Source organism: Rhodococcus sp. MS13 (genome assembly GCF_013277835.1).
GTDB classification, from domain to species: Bacteria; Actinomycetota; Actinomycetes; order Mycobacteriales; family Mycobacteriaceae; genus Rhodococcus_F; species Rhodococcus_F erythropolis.
In genome coordinates this window covers 76584-93187 of the sequence record NZ_VBTL01000002.1, presented here as the reverse complement: position 1 = coordinate 93187, position 16604 = coordinate 76584, and the positions used below count along the sequence as shown (strand labels likewise).

The window sequence follows — 16604 nt, the reverse complement described above, 5'->3', positions numbered from 1 at the left end:
AGTGAATCCAGTTCAATTTTATATCCACACGAAAGGCTCATGATGATCGAGACCGACCACATCCTGTTGGAGAAAGACGGAGACATCGCACGGGTTTGGCTCAACCGCCCGCACAAGAAGAACGCGGTCACCGTTGAACTGCTGCACCGCCTCGACGAGATCATTGTCGAGGTCGACAACGATCCGAACCTCAAGGTTCTGGTGCTACGTGGCGTCAACAACACGTTCTGCTCAGGTTTCGACCTGGACGAGCTGCTCTCCGACTTCATCGGCAGCACCACAGCGATGGACGTCGCCGTGCTTTCGGCCAAGGTCTGCGACCGTCTCTACTCGATGAACACACCCTCGATCGCAGTCCTCGAAGGCTATGTCACCGCAGGTGGTTTCGAACTGATGATTTCGTGCGACTTCGCGATCGCATCGGATGACGCCAAGATCGGCGACTTCCACATCCGTCGTGCACTCTTCGGTGGCGCCGGCCCGATCTACCGCCTTCCCCGCATGATCGGGGTCCGTAAGACCAAGGAGCTCATGCTCACCGGCAAGCTCCTCTCGGGCACCGAGGCCGCTGCATTCGACCTGATCAATGCTTCGGCACCGGCCGATCAGCTCGATCAGACCGTGGCAGACTTCGCCGCGACTCTGACCGACAAGAGCCCGTTCATGATGAAGCTCACCAAGATGTGCATCGACAAGGGCCTCGACGCCGACATCCAGTCGCTCATGGTCATGGAGCACTTGGCCGTCGGCAACGCACTGCAGTCGGAGGACGGCAAGGAAGGCGTCACCGCATTCCTCGAGAAGCGTGATCCGGTGTGGGTCGGCCGCTGATCTGATTCACCCCGAGACCTGAAGGGATAGGCATGGCAGAGAAGACAGCAATCGTGCTCGAAGGCAGCCGGTGCACGGTGTGCGCCACGGTGGCCTTTCCGGCCGGCGTCATGTGCAGCAAGTGCGCAACGCCAACGGCAGCACCTCTCGATTTGAGTACCCGAGGTGTGCTGTGGGCGTACACGATTCAACGTTTTCCTCCGAAATCGCCGCCGTATGTACCGCCCGCCGGAGGGTTCACTCCTTTCGCGGTCGGTTACATCGAACTCCCTGAAGGAATCAAGGTCGAAGCAATCATCGACTGTGAAGACTTCGACGGACTGGATCAGGCACCGGTGACGTTGGTCGCCACCTCACCGGTGCCCCGGTTCGCCGTCGATCGTGACGCGAAGCAAGGAGCAACCAAGTGACGCAGCCTATTTCGATCGTCGGAGCCGGACTTTCGAAGTTCGGCCGGCAACCGGGAGTGAGTGGGCGTGCCATGGCCGTCACCGCGATCGGCGCCGCGCTCGATGATGCCGGACTTTCATGGCCCGACGTCCAGGTCGCCTTCGGCGGCAGTGACGGATCCGGGCTGGCCGACACCTTGGTGGCCGAACTCGGTTTCACCGGAATACCTTTCACCAACGTCAAGAACGGTTGCGCAACCGGCGGTAGCGCACTCTTCTCGGCGGTCAATGCAGTTCGCTCAGGTGCAGCCGAGATCGCACTGGCGGTCGGCTTCGACAAGCACCCACGGGGGGCATTCGATCCCCGACCGGAAGAATGGGGCCTGCCGGACGGATACGGCGAAGCCGGTCTGATGGTCACCACACAATTCTTCGGAGCCAAGATCTCGCGCTATATGCGCCAGCACAACATCTCGGCCGACACCCTGGCCCGCGTGGCCGAGAAGGCTTACCGAAACGGCGTTCTCAATCCGAACGCCTGGCGCCGGGAGGCGATGTCCGCCGAGACCATCGCGACAGCCGACATGGTCAATGACCCGCTCACCCGTTACATGTTCTGCTCACCCGGAGAAGGCGCCGCCGCAATCGTGGTTGCCAGCGAGAGCGCAACCAAAGCGCTCGCCGCTCGAGCGGTCACACTTCGGGCAATCACCCATCGCACCCGAAGGTTCGGCTCCTTCGAGGTTTTCAGCCCGGCCGTGCAAGGTAACGGTGAACCGACCAGTGTCAGTGCGGATGCCGCGCGAGCAGCCTTCGAGCAGGCAGGCATCTCCCCCGGCCAAGTCGACGTGGCTCAGCTGCAGGACACCGAGAGCGGTGCCGAAATTATGCACATGGCCGAGTGCGGCTTCTGTGAACCCGGCGAACAGGAATCGATGATTGCGGCCGGCGAGACAGAGATTGGCGGCCGCATTCCGATCAACACCGACGGTGGATGCATCGCCAACGGTGAGCCGATCGGCGCATCGGGCCTTCGCCAGGTGCACGAGATAGTCACCCAGCTTCGTGGTGAGGCGGGTGCCCGTCAGGTTCCTGGCACTCCCCGAATCGGGTTCACCCACGTGTACGGCGCACCGGGCATCAGTGCCTGCACCGTATTGTCCGTTTGAGTTTGCGAAGACGACTGAGGGCAGATCAGTGACACCACAAACGATTCCCGGTCTCGACGCGTTCACCGAGGAAGCCATCGCCTGGTTGCGTGGCGTCGCCGCACCTCGCACCGAATCGGTGTGGGGTGTTGGTTCGGATTCGGTGGCGGTATTCGAGAATTGGACCGCCGAGCAAGAGCGCGAGCACACCGACGAAATCTCGCGCTACGAACAGGCGAAGTTCGATGCCGGCTGGGGAGCACTGAGTTGGCCGCCCGAACGCGGCGGTCGCAGCCTGCCGCTGTCATACGTGTTAGCTTTCCGCCGGGCTGAGGAATCGTTCGACGTGCCGCGGCGGACCGAGATGTTCTCGGTGACACAGCAATTGATCGCGCCGACCATCGAGCAGTGGGGCACGGACGAGCAGAAGGAACGCTACGTGCGCGCGATGCTTCGCACGGACATCATTGCCTGCCAACTGTTCTCCGAGACCGAGGCCGGATCGGACCTGGCTGCCGTCCGCACCAAGGCGGTGCGCAGCGAAGCCGGCACGTGGACTCTCGACGGGCACAAGGTATGGACCTCCGGCGCGCTGGTGGCGGACTACGGAGTTGCGGTGTGCCGTACCGACGCCACCGTCGCGAAACATGCCGGGCTCACCATGTTCCTGGTCCCGATGAACGCACCTGGCGTGACCATACGCCCGATCCGGCAGATGACCGGCGGCAGCTCGTTCAACGAGGTGTACCTCGACGGCGTCGAACTCGAAGACACGTATCGACTCGGTCCGGTCGGCAAGGGTTGGCAGGTTGCTCTCACCGTGCTGGCGGCCGAACGTCTGGACGGCGGAAATCTCGGTCTGGCCAACGCAGATCAGGCAATTGCACTCGCACAGAACCTCGAACGCGAGCTGACCGAGATCGAGAAGGACAAGGTGGCCGACCTGGTCGCCAGGAGCTATCTACAGCGCGTGAGCAATATGCGGGTGGCCGGGGCGATGCTTGCCGGCAACGAGCCGGGTCCTGAAGCCTCACTCGGAAAGTTGTTGGCTACCGACACCATGGCCAGAACGTCGGAAGTTGCCCGTTTGCTGCTCGGCCGTGAACTTACCGCCGATTCCGGTCGATGGGGAACGTTCGCGTGGTCCGAACACGCACTCGGCGCCCCCGGATACCGAATTGCGGGCGGCACCGACGAGATTCAGCACAACATCATCTCCGAGCGCGTGCTCGGTCTACCAAGGGAGCCGCGACCGTGACCAGTTCGTCTCTGCAAGAACGGGTCGCCGCCAAACTACTGGCGGACTGCGGCGCGACGTTAACCGACTTCCAGCCGCTACTCGGTGGACACTCCGGACTGACGTACCGCGCCACCACCTCGACCGGTGACGTGGTGATCAAGGCGGTGCCGGAAGGCCAGCGATCCATCGGCAGGCACGACATGCTGCGACAGGCGCATATTCTGCAGGCGCTGGCCGGCACCGAAGTTCCGGTGCCGCGCGTAGTTGTCGTCGACGAGATCGAGCCCGCGTGGTTTGCCATGGAATTTGTTGCAGGCGAGTCACTCGAGCCCGTGCTCGACGACCCGGCCGTCGATCCGGTGCTCGCTGCCAATCGAATGCGTCGTGCCGCTGCAGTCCTACCGCGACTGCATGAGGTGGACCTGGCCACCATTGCAGGGCTCGCAGATCCCCTGACACCGGCAGACGAGCTCGAGCGCTGGGCCAAGACGCTGGGCGCAGTGCCACCGGAATTGGTTGTCGGCGCCGATCGTCTGTTGGAACTGTTGCGCTCCGACATTCCCGAACCTATCGAACCCACACTGGTGCACGGTGATTACCGTCTCGGCAACATCATCTCCGACGGACTGGAGCCAGTTGCACTCATCGACTGGGAAATCTGGTCTGCCGGAGATCCACGAGTCGAATTGGGCTGGTTTCTGGTATTCGCCGACGGTTCGAACTTCCCCGGTGTCGGTCGGGAAGTCACCGGACTGCCGAGCGCCGAAGAGTTGGTCGCGCTGTACACCGGAGCGGGTCCCGCACTCCCCGAACTCAACTGGTTCGACGCACTCGGCCGGTTGAAGATGGCGGCGATCATGGGCCACAACCTGCGTCGGCACCGCGAGGGTCGCCATCATGATCCGGACCAGGAGAAGCTGCCCGACACCATCAACCGGTTGATCGAGACCGGTACCGCTCTCCTGCGTCCCTAGATCTTCTAGGCCGCTGGTCTTTTGCGTCGCTGATAATCACCTAAGGAGACCTACCGTGGATTTCGCCTATTCCCCGCGGACCGAGGAACTGCTCGGCAAGCTCGAATCTTTCATGGCCGATTACGTCTATCCGGCGGAATCGGTGTACGACGCCCAGGTCGCTGCCAACGACAACCCGCACGAACAGCCCCAGATCATGCGCGATCTGCAGGCGAAGGCACGCGAATTGGGTCTGTGGAATCTGTTCATGACGCACGACGGACTCGGTGCCGGGCTCACCAATCTCGAATACGCTCCGCTGGCTGAGATCGTCGGCCGCTCCATCATCGGTAACGAGACGATCAACTGCTCGGCTCCCGATACCGGAAACATGGAGATCCTCGCCATGTTCGGCACCGACGAACAGAAGGCGCAGTGGTTGAAGCCGTTGCTGGACTGCAGTATTCGTTCGGCTTTTGCGATGACCGAACCGGCCGTGGCAAGTTCGGATGCGACAAATATTCGATCGACTATCCAACGTGACGGTGACGAATACGTGCTCAACGGCCGTAAGTGGTACACCTCCGGCATCCTCGATCCTGACTGCAAGCTCATGATCTTCATGGGCAAGTCGGATCCCGAAGGCCCGACCTACCGACAGCAGAGCATGATCCTGGTACCGGCCGACGCGCCCGGCGTTGAGGTCATTCGGGACCTGCCGATGTTCGGCTTCCAAGACCGACTCGGCCACGGCGAAGTTCAATTCACCGATGTTCGGGTACCGGCTGCAAACATGCTCGGCGCCGAGGGCGACGGATTCGCCATCGCACAGGGACGCCTGGGCCCCGGCCGGATGCACTACGCGATGCGCGCAGTCGGTATGGCAGAACGGGCACTGGACATGATGTGTAAGCGCGCGCTCGAAAGGGAAGCGTTCGGAGGCCCCCTTGCCGACCGCGGCGTAGTGCGTGAATGGATTGCCCGCAGCCGCATCGAGATCGACCAAATCAGGTTGCTCGTACTCAAGTCGGCTTGGTTGATGGATACCCAGGGCAACGCGTCTGCGCGCTCGGAAGTGGCCGCCATCAAGGTGGCAGCAATGGAAGTTGCGCACAAGGTTGTCGACCGCGCGGTGCAGACCTACGGCGCCGCCGGAGTCAGCAACGACACGATCCTGGCTCGGCTGTATGCGATTACCCGCGCCCTGCAGATTGCAGACGGACCCAGCGAGGTTCATCTGCGCACCATTGCCCGCCTCGAGGTGAAGAAGCACAAATGAGTACACCAGAATTGACCGGTAAGGTCGCGCTCGTGACCGGCGCGAGTCGCGGTTTGGGACTGGCCATCGCGCGCGGACTCCGGGACGCGGGCGCGACCGTGATCGTGTCCAGCCGAAAGCTCGAGTCCTGCCGCGAAGCGGTGGCGTCGCTCGGTGACACCGGCCCGGGAACCGCTCACCCGTTCGCTCTGCACGTCGGGCACTGGGACAGTATCGAGCCCGCGGTCGACCAGATCATTGCCGAATTCGGCAGCCTCGACATCGTGGTCAACAATGCCGGCATCGCACCGCTGGCCGACAACTTACTCTCCGTCTCGGAAGGACTGTGGGACAAGACCATCGAGGTCAACGTCAAGGGACCTTTCCGGCTGATGGCCGTGGCGGGAGACCGGATGCGGGCGGCCGGCGGCGGCTCGATCATCAACATCTCCAGTATCGGTGCGGAGCGCCCGAGCCCGCCGGAAGCGATGTACGCTGCGGCCAAGAACGGCCTCAATGCGCTCACCCGGGCGTTTGCTCAGGAGTATGCACCGACGGTGCGGGTCAACTGTGTGATGCCAGGTGGTTTCGCCACCGACATGGCCGAGAACTGGGACGACGAGTTCATCGGAAAGATCGTGGACCGTCTGCCTGCCGGGCGACTGGGCCGGCCGGAGGAGATCGCCGGTCTGGTGACGCACCTGGCCTCGGATGCCGCCGGCTACACGACCGGCGCGCTCATCCCGGTCGACGGCGGCCGAACCGCCGTGTACTGACGCTGCGATGTCCTGATATCGCAGTAAAGCCATGACAGACAACGGATTCGAAGGTGGACAGATGCTGACCGAGATGTTCGGACTGGCCGGACGGGTAGCGATCGTGACGGGTGCGTCGTCTGGTCTCGGAATGGGGTTTGCGCGCACACTGGCCAGTGCCGGGGCCACAGTGTACGCCGCGGCCCGCCGGCTCGACCGCCTGCAGGACTTGGCAGCCGAGGTACCGGGAATTGTTCCGGTTCGTTGCGACATCACTGACGACGCTGATCGGCGCGCCCTGATCGACGGGTGTTACGAACAGTCCGGACGGCTGGACGTACTCGTCAACAATGCCGGCATGCCCGGACCGCCGAACGCCGAGGACGAAACCATCGCGGGATTCAATTCGGTACTCGAGCTCAATCTGGTATCCGGATTTCACCTGGCGACCTACGCCTCGACCCGACTTCCGGAGAACGAACGCGCGTCGTACATCAACATCTCCTCGGTGATCGGGCTGGTGTCCACAGCCCCGATCGGTGGCGCGAGCTATGCGGCCTCCAAGGCCGGAGCACTCGGCTTGACCCGGGAATTGGCCGGTCAATGGGGACGCAGGGGGATCCGCGTGAACTCCGTCGTGCCTGGGTGGTTCGATACGGAGATGACCGACGGACTGTTCAGCAATGACAAATCGGCGGGGTGGGTGCGTAAGAACACCATGCTCGGCCGCGGCGGGGTCGAAGGTGAGATAAACGGCGCAGTGCTGTTCCTGGCCTCGGATGCCTCCTCGTACATGACCGGCCAGGCGCTGGTTGTCGACGGTGGTTGGACGGCGCGCTGATGTTGGCAGTCCAGCTGACGGCGTGGGGTCAGCCTCCGCAGGTGCGTGAGATCCCCGTACCCGAGCCCGCTGAGGGGCAACTGTTGATCAAAGTCGGCGCCGCTGGTCTGTGCCGCTCGGATCTGCACGTCATGGATTCGCCCGCCGGACGTTTCGATTACCCGTTGCCGCTCACACTCGGCCATGAGGTTGCCGGTACCGTCGTCGGTGCGGGACCGCTGGCCGATCACGCGTGGATCGGTGAAAATGTTGTCATTCATGGTGTTTGGCCATGTGGCCGGTGCCGCAATTGCCGGCGGGATCGCGAGAACTACTGCTTGGAGAAAGTCCCGCGTGGGGACGGCCGACTCAGCCCGATCGGAAACGGGTTGGGCCATCCGGGCGGGCTGGCAGAATACCTGCTGGTGCCCTCGGAAGCTGTTCTCGTTCGCGTCGGTTCGCTGAGCCCCGAGCAGGCCGCTCCGCTCGCCGACGCCGGCCTGACCGCATATCATGCGATCCGGACCAACAGCGACCTCATCGACTCGGACACTGTGGCTTTGGTGATAGGAATCGGCGGTCTCGGCCATCTGGCGGTGCAGATCCTGCGCTCTTTCGGCGTCACAGACATCATCGCCGTCGAGACAAGAACCCAGACACACGCTCTCGCGCTCGAATCGGGAGCACGCGCGTGTTTTGCGACGCTCGCAGAAGCGGCAGAGGCTGTGGCGAGCCTCGGCGGTGCCGACGTGGTCTTCGACTTTGTCGGGGCTCAGGCGACGGTCGAACCCGCTCCGGCGCTTCTCGCTCCCGGCGGCCGAGTTGTCGTCGTGGGAAGTGCGGGCGGGCAACTGACCGTCGGCAAAAGCCTTGGTTTGGTCAACGGCTGGCAAGTTCGGGCGCCGTTCTGGGGCACCATCGAGGACCTGCGTCAGGTGGTCGAACTCGCCAGTGCAGGAAAGCTGCATGCCGAGGTGACCACGTTCCCGTTCGACAGCGCACTGAAGGCATACGATCGCCTGCGTTCAGGCGATCTGTCCGGCCGCGCCGTACTGGTTCCCACAGCCCCTTCATCGCTGTAAACATCCAACACACAATCGAACTCGAAGACGGAAGAGGGACGCCGCAGTGAAGTTGCTGGCACAGGAGATGCTCGCCCGGGCGGAAGGCAATCCGGCCGAGATTGCGGTGATCGACGAGTTAGGTTCTCACACAATCGGTTCGATCGTGGAGGCGGCTCGCTTGCTGGCCGATACCATCGCTTCGCTCGACGGCGGGGCACCGACTGCGCTCATTCAGGCCGACAATACGTGGCAGACGGTGGCTACCGCCCTCGCGATCGGACTTCGCGGCGGCGTAGTGGCGGTCTTCAGTCCACACGCCACCGAATCCGAGTTCGAGATGGCGATCGACGACATCGACCCGGATCTCGTGGTGGCCGATGCCGACGCACTGACCCGCTGGGGCATCAAGGACGACCAGTTTGCCGGTTCGGTAGCCGCTTTCGGAACGCGAGTGCTCCGGTCTCGGCAGGGGGCTTTCGCCTCGGTCGAGCGCTGGCGCGGCGGCACCGCGATCGCGATGACCTCCGGTTCGACCGGTCGCCCGAAGTGTGTCGTCCAGTCCGAGGAGGCAATCCGCTACGCGTGCCGGAGCACCATCGATACTGTCGGATTGCAACAGGGTGAGGCGGTCGGCGCTTTTGTGCCGCTGTCGTCCGTCGCAGCTTTCTGTTTCGGGATGTATCTGCCTGCTTTCCTTGGTGGACAAATGGTTTCGATCGCCAAGTGGTCGCCTGCGGTAGCACTGGAGGCAATGGCGCAGCACCGGGTCGCCTGGACGATGCTGGTACCGACCATGGCCCTGCAGCTCTCGGTTACCGAAAGGGCTGACGGTAAGCTCTCGGCGATGCGCGCCCTGACGGTTGGTGGCGGTCCGATGAACGAGCGCACACTCGGGAACGCCGAAACCGTCCTGGGTACCACCTTTCTTCGAGTATTCGGCATGTCCGAATGCCTGGGCCACACGACCCCACGTCTGGACGATCCGCCGGCCGTCCGACTGGGGCGGGACGGACGTCCGTTCCCCGGCACCGTCGTTCGAGCGGTCGACACCGCCGGGGCGCTGCTCACCGCAGGCGAGATCGGTGACGCCCAGGTGAAGGGACCGTCGCTGTTCGTCGGGTATGCGCGCGGCGGTGCTCCGGTACTGCCCGAGCTCACCGCGGACGGCTTCCTGCCGACGGGCGATCTGGTCGAAGTCGGTGAAGACGGATCGATCTGCGTCATGGGACGCCAGAAGCAAATCATCATCCGCGGCGGCCGCAATATCGACATCAACGAAATGGAATCTGCGATCGCGTCGTTGCCCGCAGTGGTTCAGGTCTGCGTCGTTCCCGTCCCAGATGACCTTCTGGGCGAGCGTGCGGCAGCCCTCGTCGTCACTGGTGGTGCGCCGCTGACGCTGGCGGAGGCGACCACCCAGCTTGCCGCGAGGGGCTTTCCAAAGTTCAAGTGGCCGGAGTTTCTCTTCTCCGTCGAAGATCTTCCTCAGAACCGAGTCGGCAAACTTTCCAGGGCCGATGCGGTGGCGCTCGCCTCAGGCCTGGCCTCTGAAATTGACACGAGTTCATCTCAAAAAGGGGTAAGGTCGAACTAATCATCCACGCACCTCCGGGGGAGCCACATGACAGCAGAGACCGCGTTGCGCCGGGAGAGTCCGCGCTCCAAACGAACTCTCATTCTTGCCACGGCGATCGACCAGTTCGGCAAATTGGGTTACGAGCACACCAAGTGGGCGTCGATTGCCGACGAGGTCGGTATAGGACAGACGGCGCTCTATCACTATTTCGAATCGAAAGCGCATTGCCTCCTGACAATCATGCGGCTGGAATTGGCCGATTCGTTGGAGCGAGTCACTGTCGCAACCGAGGGCGACTCGGATCCCACAAAGGCACTCAGGGCGGCAATCGTCGTATCACTCAAGGCTTCACCGAGGGATGCTCTGCAGCGCCGCATTCTTCAGAGCCACATGGATCTTCTTGCCGCGGAGCGACAGTCGGAAAAAGAGGAGTCCGAACGACTGAAGTCCCGTGAACTCGTCCAAGCGATCGAAGAAAAGTGGACCGCGCTGATTGCGAGCGGAATCAAGGAAGGCGTCTTCGCTGATTCCGATCCTCGCTTGATGGGCCGACTCGTCTTGGCCCTCGTGATCAGTGTTTGGCGCTGGTACCGGCCGGACGGCAAACTCAGCCTGACAGAGATCGCCGAACGAGTGACCGATGCGGCCCTGCGGATGGTGTGCGCGTAGATCACTCCGCGCACGGCGAGTATCAGTTTGGACTGCCCATCGAAACTAAAGTGAATTCAATTAGGAGTTGATATGTACAATCTCGTTCTCGTCGCATCCCGACCCACCGACTGGACCTATCAGCAGTTCATCACTTGGTGGCGCGGCGAACACGCGGAAGTCACCTATCCCCTTCCCGGCCTTCTGCGATGGCAGCACACCGAATTGCTCGAAGCTTTCGGCAGCAAGTCGGAGGGGTGGGATGGCTTGTCCGTCTTGAGTTTCGAATCGCGGGAGGCACTCGAAGCCGCGCTGGCGAGTCCGCAGTGGCAGGCCGCCGTTGATCACGTCGGAACCATGGGTGGCCGCCGGATGATGTGGTACGGCGACGAAAAGACCATGGTGCCGCTCGCCGACAGCGGAAAATGACCGACTCTTGGGATCGGCCCGGTTGCTATCGCGTCGCCGACGGCGTTTTCCGGATCCCATTGCAGATGCCGCAGGACGGCCTGCGTGCAATCAACGTCTACGCGCTCGAGACCACGGACGGACTGGCGCTGGTCGACGGCGGTTGGCATCGCAACAGCACGCACGCCGAACTGTCCGACGCCCTAGCGCTGATCGGTCGTAACCCGGCGGAGATTCACGACATCTATGTCACGCATGTCCACCGTGACCACTACACGTTTGCCGTTGAACTGCGTCGACGGCATGGTTCTCGAATCCACCTCGGCGCAGCCGAATCTCCCGGTATCGCCGCAATCGCCAAGCTGGGCAACAATGTTCCGGAGAGCTCAATTCTTCAGCTGCACCGATCCGGCGCAGCGACAATCGCCGAGCAGGTCTATCGAGACTCGATCGACGAACCCTTCGAGCCCTCGGACTGGGAGGCTCCCGATCACTGGCTCTCCCCCGGCGCTCTCGATATTCCAGGCCATCGTTTGTCCGCGGTACACACTCCCGGACACACCAAGGGGCACATGGTTTTTCATGACCTCGAACGCGACGTCTCTTTCACCGGAGACCATGTGTTGCCGACGATCACGCCATCGATCGGATTCGAACTCGGCGATTGGGAGCTGCCACTCGGAGCGTACCTCCGCTCGCTGGAGATGATGCTCGACGACCGGGACCGGATCATGATGCCGGCGCACGGCGGCACAGGCGCGGGTCTGCACGCGCGATGCCGGGAGTTGTTGGCGCACCACGATCACCGTCTAGGTCAGACTGCTTCTGCGGTAGCCGAATTGGGCGAGGTCTCAGGGCTGCAAGTGGCGCAGGTGTTGACCTGGACCCGGCGCGAACGCGGCTTCGATTCTCTCGATACCTTCAACCAGATGGTGGCCACCTGCGAGACGCTTGCCCACCTCGACGTGCTTGTCGAACGTGGGCAGTTGTCCGTGAAAAACAGGAACGGGGTGGATCACTTCAGTTCGAACTGAAGAGATCCACCCCGTTTACCGACCCCCTCAGGCGCAGGTCCATCCGCCGTCGACATAGAGTTCGATACCGGTGACGAACGTCGAGTCATCGCCAGCCAGAAAAGCCACGGCGGCAGCAACTTCTGAAGCCGTGCCAAGTCGGCCCATCGGCGTATTCGCAATCATCGCCCGGTGCCGCTCACTACCCTCGTAACGCCGCAGCAGTTGCTGGGTCTCGATAAATCCCGGATGCACCGAATTCACGCGCACACCCTTCGTGGCCCAGTGCAATGCGGCGTTCTTTGTCATCGTGCGGACCGCACCCTTGGCGGCCGCGTAGGCGAAGCTGTTACCCAATCCGCCGACCGTGCCGAGGATCGAGCAGATGTTGACGACCGAACCGCCGCCAGTGCTTTCGATATAGGCCCCGGCGTGTTTCATGCCGAGCCACGTTCCGGTCTGACTGACCTCGATGACTTTGTTGTACCGATCGATGTCTTCGTCGACGACGGAAGCCAAACTACCGATCGCACCGTTGTTCACCACAGCGTCGAGTCGGGAATACCGCTCGGTGACAGCCTCTATGACCCTCTGCCATTGCTCTTCGCGAGCGATGTCGAGTGCGAGAGCCTGATGGCGGTCGGGCTGATCCTGCTTCGCGACCACTTCGGCGCACGCGTCACCACTGATATCGGTCACGATCACCGAAGCACCCTCGGATGCAAGGCGGCCGACGATTTCGACGCCGATACCGCCGGTGGCTCCGGTAACCAGTACCACTTTCTCACGCAAACGAGTATTGCCCACCGACATCGTTTCAGCCTCACTTTCTGTCACAGCTTGCTCAGGACGTTACGCCCGCCGACCAGCATGGCGATGGCAACGCCGATCGTGGTCACCGCGGTCATCAGCAGCGCCATGGCGGCCACCATCGGATACGAACCGTTCTGCCACATGTCGAATAGCAGCGTTCCCATCACCTGAGTTGTGGAAGCGCGTACCAGGAGCGACGCGGCGAACTCGTGCGTGAGCAAGATGAACATCAGCGCGACGGCACTGAGAACCGTCGGACGCATGAGCGGCAACATGATTCGCAGCGTCGTGACGAAGGGGGATGCACCGCTGGTGGCCGAGGCCTCGTTGTATGTGTTTCCGAGTGCAAGCATGGCTGTCATCTGCATCCGTGTGGCGAACGGCAACATCAGAACGATGTAGACGAGGATGATGACCGTGCGGGTGCCGTACAGGATGAACGGCGGTTCGGTGTAGGTCAGCAGGAAGCCGACGCCGAAGATCACTGCGGGGATGCCGAGCGGCAGGGCGGTCATCAGATCGGCCAGCAGCGCCAGGATCTTGAAGCGCCGCCCGCGGACCAGGAGGTTGGCCAGCGCGTACCCGATCGGAATGCAGATGATCACCGCTCCCAGAGAGGTAAGTACGCTGGTGACAACGGATTCGGTGATCGCACTAGTCGACCAGAGCTCCCGGAAGTTGTCCAGGGTCAGTAAACCCCACGACAGTGATCCGGACCAATACGGCGTCAGCGAGACGATGATCAGCCCGATCAGCGGAATGACCAGTGCGAACATCGAGAAGATCACCACGGTGGCCGTCGCCCAGGTAGCCCGGCCGGTGGACGAGGCAAATGCCTTGCCTCCGTGCGTGACAAACCGAGTCTGGTTGCCCAGCAGCACCTTCTGCACCAGGACGAGCACCAAACCGAAGATCACCAGTGGTGAACCGGCAGCTGCCGCGGCCGCGAAATCCGAAGGGGACTCGGACACTCGGCGGTACATCTCCGTGGTCAGGACCTTGACGCCCGAATTCTGGCCCAGCAGTAGCGGACCGGTGAACTGTCCCAGACCGAGTAGCAATGCGATTCCGCCGCCGTAGATGAGTGAAGGCCGCAGCAAGGGCAGCACGATCTTGAAGAAGATTCCGACCGTTGACGATCCGCTCACCTGAGCGGCTTCGAGGTGTTCCGAACTGATGTTCTGCATGCCGGAGCTGACGAACAAGTAGACGAACGACGTGAGGCCGAAACCTGTGAGGATCACGATCCACGGGATGGTGTACACGTCGATGGGTCCGGTGTCGGTCCCGCTCCACCAGGGGAGCTTGCGCAGGAGCACGTTGAGGTAGCCGGGACCGGGCGAGAGCAGGAATGCCCAGCCGACGATGTTTGCGACGGCGGGCATGACGATCGGGAGGATGGGGACGATGCGAAGCCATCCCAGTTTCTCCGGGAGTCGGCTGGCGGCGAACGCAAGTACGGTACCGAGGACCATCGCGATCACGAGCGAGCCGAGTGCCAGGGCGATCGTCGTCCAGATCGCCTCGGCCACATCGTAGCGGCCGTACTGCGTACGGTAACCCGCGCCGCCGTCCTCGAACGCCAGCATCTGCAGCCGAATCATCGGCAGCACTACGAGATACGCAAGAACGGCGATCAGAATCGCGTAGCCGATGCGGGCCTGCCACTGCCGTGAAATCGAGAACGACTTGACGGATCCGCCGGCCGTTGCGGTTGCGGTTGCGGTTGCGGTTGCCATCAGGATCGGTCTCCTACACCCGGTGCGACCAGTTCGGGGACGGTCACCGCAGCGGCGTCCGGATCGGCGTATACCCGCAGACTGGACGGAGAGAAGCTGATCACCATGGGCGTACCCGGATCACTGGCGCGCAGTGTGGCACTGTGTTCGGCGGCACTGGCACGCAATGCCAGTTGTTCGGTACCTGTCTTGACCAATACGTCGAAGTGTCGTCCGGCGTACTCGTATGTCACCAGTTCGGCGTGCAGTGCAACGTTTCCGGCCGGAACGTCGTCCATCGAGGCATGCATCTGCACGTCGTCCGGTCGGAACCGCGCCACCGCGGCGGTGCCCTCGTCAGCGCGGTCCCGCACGCTGGCGTTGCTGAGATCGATGACGTCGTTCGCGCTCGTGTTCCAACCGTCGTGGGCGCGGCGCAGCTCCAGTCGATTGCCCATGCCGATGAAAGCGGCGACATACTCGGACACCGGATTCTCGAACACGTGCTCCGGCGCGTCGTACTGTTCGATTCTGCCGGACTTCATGATTGCGATCCGGTCGGCAAGAGCGAAAGCCTCGGCCTGATCGTGCGTGACGAAAACTGCGGTAAAGCCCAGGCTTTGATGCAGCTGATGGATCTGGGAGCGCACCTGGTCGCGGAGCCGTGCATCCAAGTTGCTCAGGGGTTCGTCGAACAAGACCAGATCCGGTTGCGCAACGAGTCCACGGGCCACCGCAACTCGCTGTTGCTGCCCACCACTGAGCTGCGACGGGTACCGATCGAGCAGTGCGCCGCAATCGACCATCTCGGCAGCCTTCTCCACCGCACCGTCTGCGATGGCCTGTTTGAGCTTGCGGACCTTGAGCGGGTATCGGATGTTGTCCCGGACCGTCATGTGCGGCCAGAGCGCATACGACTGGAACACCATGCCGATGTTCCGCTTGTGTGCGGGGACATCGGTTTTGGTGGAGGCATCGAAAACGTGCCTACCGCCGAACGAGATCGAGCCGCCCTGAGGTGTTTCCAATCCCGCCAGGCACCGCAGCGTTGTGGTCTTGCCGCAACCGCTCGGACCGAGCAGGACAAGGAACTCACCCTGCTCGATTTCGAGATCGAGTTGATCGACCACCACGTTCGATCCGTAAGTCTTCGTGAGACCTGAAACTGCGAATTGTGATGCCATTTCTATACTTTCTCGTTCGAGATTTTGGGGGTACGAACACCGGCGGCCTGGCCACCGTCGACGAGGATGTCGGTTCCGGTTACGTAGCTGCTGTCGTCAGTGGCCAGGAAACGAATGACCCTCGCGACCTCGCTCGGCGCGCCACGGCGTTGCATCGGAATGCTGCGCACATACGCTTCGACGTCGTCGTTGGAGAAGTCCGATACCGACGTGATTTCGGTTTCGATGCTGCCGGGGCAGACGGAATTGACTCGGATACCGCGGTCGGCAAGCTCGAGTGCGGCCACCTTGGTCAGGGCTCGGACCCCGAATTTCGCTGCGCCGTAAGCACCCAACTCGGCGGTCGCGAGCACGCCACGCAATGATGCGAGATTGATGACGCACCCACCATCTGCCATTGACGCGGCTGCGGCCTTCAGCCCCAGGAATGTGCCAACAAGATTCAGGTCGATCATCCGACGAAACTGGTCGAGTGACGTATCTGCCAGAGTCGCCTTCATCGCAGCTCCGGCACTGTTGACCAGCACCGTCATGTCGTGGCCGGCCGCCGCCATCGCCGCTGTTGCGTCGGCCCAGTCAGTCTCGCTCGTCACGTCGAGATGGCGGTAATACGCGTTTGCGCCCAACGTCGCAGTGAACGCGCTTCCGGCGTCGTCGTTGACATCGGTAAGGTAAACGGTTGCGCCGTGCGCGGCGAACAGTTCGGCGCAGGCCCCGCCAATACCGCCGGATGCTCCCGTGACAAGAACATTCGTTCCCCGCATCGAATCCGTGAGGTGGTTCAAG

17 protein-coding genes are annotated in these 16604 nt (G+C 62.4%); 13 read left to right on the top strand and 4 right to left on the bottom strand.

Annotation, left to right across the window (positions count from 1 at the left end):
* Positions 1 to 42: 42 nt before the first annotated feature.
* The 13 genes from FEZ59_RS02870 (at position 43) to FEZ59_RS02810 (ending at position 12124) form a co-directional block, all read left to right on the top strand.
* Entirely contained in the window at positions 43 to 831 is a 789-nt protein-coding gene (locus FEZ59_RS02870) for an enoyl-CoA hydratase/isomerase family protein (RefSeq protein ID WP_031331690.1), read from the top strand.
* A gap of 32 nt (positions 832 to 863) precedes the next feature.
* Positions 864 to 1241 carry an OB-fold domain-containing protein gene (locus tag FEZ59_RS02865; protein WP_045064295.1) on the top strand — a complete coding sequence of 126 codons (378 nt, stop codon included), beginning with the start codon at positions 864 to 866 and terminating at the stop codon, positions 1239 to 1241.
* Complete coding sequence (locus FEZ59_RS02860; protein WP_021333775.1) at positions 1238 to 2389, top strand: thiolase family protein; 1152 nt, start codon at positions 1238 to 1240, stop codon at positions 2387 to 2389. The genes FEZ59_RS02865 and FEZ59_RS02860 overlap by 4 nt, the downstream gene beginning before the upstream one ends.
* A 28-nt stretch (positions 2390 to 2417) precedes the next feature.
* Positions 2418 to 3626, top strand: coding sequence for an acyl-CoA dehydrogenase family protein (locus tag FEZ59_RS02855; RefSeq protein ID WP_021333774.1), 1209 nt, complete (start codon positions 2418 to 2420; stop codon positions 3624 to 3626).
* An 11-nt stretch (positions 3627 to 3637) separates the two neighbouring features.
* Complete coding sequence (locus tag FEZ59_RS02850; RefSeq protein WP_202022486.1) at positions 3638 to 4582, top strand: phosphotransferase family protein; 945 nt, start codon at positions 3638 to 3640, stop codon at positions 4580 to 4582.
* A gap of 55 nt (positions 4583 to 4637) precedes the next feature.
* Positions 4638 to 5840, top strand: a complete 1203-nt coding sequence (locus FEZ59_RS02845; RefSeq protein WP_021333772.1) for an acyl-CoA dehydrogenase family protein — start codon at positions 4638 to 4640, stop codon at positions 5838 to 5840.
* Positions 5837 to 6595 (top strand): glucose 1-dehydrogenase, encoded by a 759-nt coding sequence (locus tag FEZ59_RS02840; RefSeq protein ID WP_070387101.1) that lies wholly within the window; start codon positions 5837 to 5839, stop codon positions 6593 to 6595. The genes FEZ59_RS02845 and FEZ59_RS02840 overlap by 4 nt, the downstream gene beginning before the upstream one ends.
* A gap of 31 nt (positions 6596 to 6626) precedes the next feature.
* The gene (locus tag FEZ59_RS02835; protein WP_021333770.1) at positions 6627 to 7415 is read left to right on the top strand and encodes an SDR family oxidoreductase; all 789 of its coding nucleotides are present in this window, start codon (positions 6627 to 6629) and stop codon (positions 7413 to 7415) included.
* A complete protein-coding gene (locus tag FEZ59_RS02830; RefSeq protein WP_070387100.1) occupies positions 7415 to 8476 on the top strand; it encodes an NAD(P)-dependent alcohol dehydrogenase in 1062 nt (353 codons plus the stop codon). Before FEZ59_RS02835 ends, FEZ59_RS02830 begins: the two co-directional genes overlap by 1 nt.
* 46 nt (positions 8477 to 8522) lie before the next feature.
* Positions 8523 to 10052 (top strand): class I adenylate-forming enzyme family protein, encoded by a 1530-nt coding sequence (locus tag FEZ59_RS02825; protein WP_141752491.1) that lies wholly within the window; start codon positions 8523 to 8525, stop codon positions 10050 to 10052.
* Positions 10053 to 10079: 27 nt separating this feature from the next.
* Positions 10080 to 10703 carry a TetR family transcriptional regulator gene (locus FEZ59_RS02820; RefSeq protein ID WP_063315091.1) on the top strand — a complete coding sequence of 208 codons (624 nt, stop codon included), beginning with the start codon at positions 10080 to 10082 and terminating at the stop codon, positions 10701 to 10703.
* Between the two features lie 72 nt (positions 10704 to 10775).
* The gene (locus FEZ59_RS02815) at positions 10776 to 11111 is read left to right on the top strand and encodes an EthD family reductase (protein WP_021333766.1); all 336 of its coding nucleotides are present in this window, start codon (positions 10776 to 10778) and stop codon (positions 11109 to 11111) included.
* Complete coding sequence (locus FEZ59_RS02810) at positions 11108 to 12124, top strand: MBL fold metallo-hydrolase (RefSeq protein WP_021333765.1); 1017 nt, start codon at positions 11108 to 11110, stop codon at positions 12122 to 12124. Before FEZ59_RS02815 ends, FEZ59_RS02810 begins: the two co-directional genes overlap by 4 nt.
* Before the next feature lie 27 nt (positions 12125 to 12151).
* Here the strand turns inward: FEZ59_RS02810 and FEZ59_RS02805 are convergent, their stop codons facing one another.
* From FEZ59_RS02805 to FEZ59_RS02790, 4 genes are read right to left on the bottom strand one after another with little or no spacing between them, the layout of a single operon-like run.
* Complete coding sequence (locus FEZ59_RS02805) at positions 12152 to 12916, bottom strand: SDR family oxidoreductase (RefSeq protein ID WP_031331685.1); 765 nt, start codon at positions 12914 to 12916, stop codon at positions 12152 to 12154.
* Between the two features lie 20 nt (positions 12917 to 12936).
* Positions 12937 to 14655, bottom strand: coding sequence for an iron ABC transporter permease (locus tag FEZ59_RS02800; RefSeq protein ID WP_063315092.1), 1719 nt, complete (start codon positions 14653 to 14655; stop codon positions 12937 to 12939).
* Positions 14655 to 15818, bottom strand: coding sequence for an ABC transporter ATP-binding protein (locus FEZ59_RS02795; protein WP_021333762.1), 1164 nt, complete (start codon positions 15816 to 15818; stop codon positions 14655 to 14657). Before FEZ59_RS02795 ends, FEZ59_RS02800 begins: the two co-directional genes overlap by 1 nt.
* Positions 15819 to 15820: 2 nt before the next feature.
* Positions 15821 to 16582, bottom strand: coding sequence for an SDR family NAD(P)-dependent oxidoreductase (locus tag FEZ59_RS02790; RefSeq protein ID WP_021333761.1), 762 nt, complete (start codon positions 16580 to 16582; stop codon positions 15821 to 15823).
* Positions 16583 to 16604: the final 22 nt, after the last annotated feature.

Bases quoted from the DNA above. Each gene is read 5' to 3' on its own strand.
- FEZ59_RS02795 (WP_021333762.1), bottom strand. From the start codon at position 15,818: ATGGCATCACAATTCGCAGTTTCAGGTCTCACGAAGACTTACGGATCG.
- FEZ59_RS02870 (WP_031331690.1), top strand. From the start codon at position 43: ATGATCGAGACCGACCACATCCTGTTGGAGAAAGACGGAGACATCGCA.
- FEZ59_RS02835 (WP_021333770.1), top strand. From the start codon at position 6,627: ATGACAGACAACGGATTCGAAGGTGGACAGATGCTGACCGAGATGTTC.
- FEZ59_RS02805 (WP_031331685.1), bottom strand. From the start codon at position 12,916: ATGTCGGTGGGCAATACTCGTTTGCGTGAGAAAGTGGTACTGGTTACC.
- FEZ59_RS02815 (WP_021333766.1), top strand. From the start codon at position 10,776: ATGTACAATCTCGTTCTCGTCGCATCCCGACCCACCGACTGGACCTAT.
- FEZ59_RS02800 (WP_063315092.1), bottom strand. From the start codon at position 14,655: ATGGCAACCGCAACCGCAACCGCAACCGCAACGGCCGGCGGATCCGTC.
- FEZ59_RS02810 (WP_021333765.1), top strand. From the start codon at position 11,108: ATGACCGACTCTTGGGATCGGCCCGGTTGCTATCGCGTCGCCGACGGC.
- FEZ59_RS02790 (WP_021333761.1), bottom strand. From the start codon at position 16,582: ATGCGGGGAACGAATGTTCTTGTCACGGGAGCATCCGGCGGTATTGGC.
- FEZ59_RS02830 (WP_070387100.1), top strand. From the start codon at position 7,415: ATGTTGGCAGTCCAGCTGACGGCGTGGGGTCAGCCTCCGCAGGTGCGT.
- FEZ59_RS02865 (WP_045064295.1), top strand. From the start codon at position 864: ATGGCAGAGAAGACAGCAATCGTGCTCGAAGGCAGCCGGTGCACGGTG.
- FEZ59_RS02840 (WP_070387101.1), top strand. From the start codon at position 5,837: ATGAGTACACCAGAATTGACCGGTAAGGTCGCGCTCGTGACCGGCGCG.
- FEZ59_RS02820 (WP_063315091.1), top strand. From the start codon at position 10,080: ATGACAGCAGAGACCGCGTTGCGCCGGGAGAGTCCGCGCTCCAAACGA.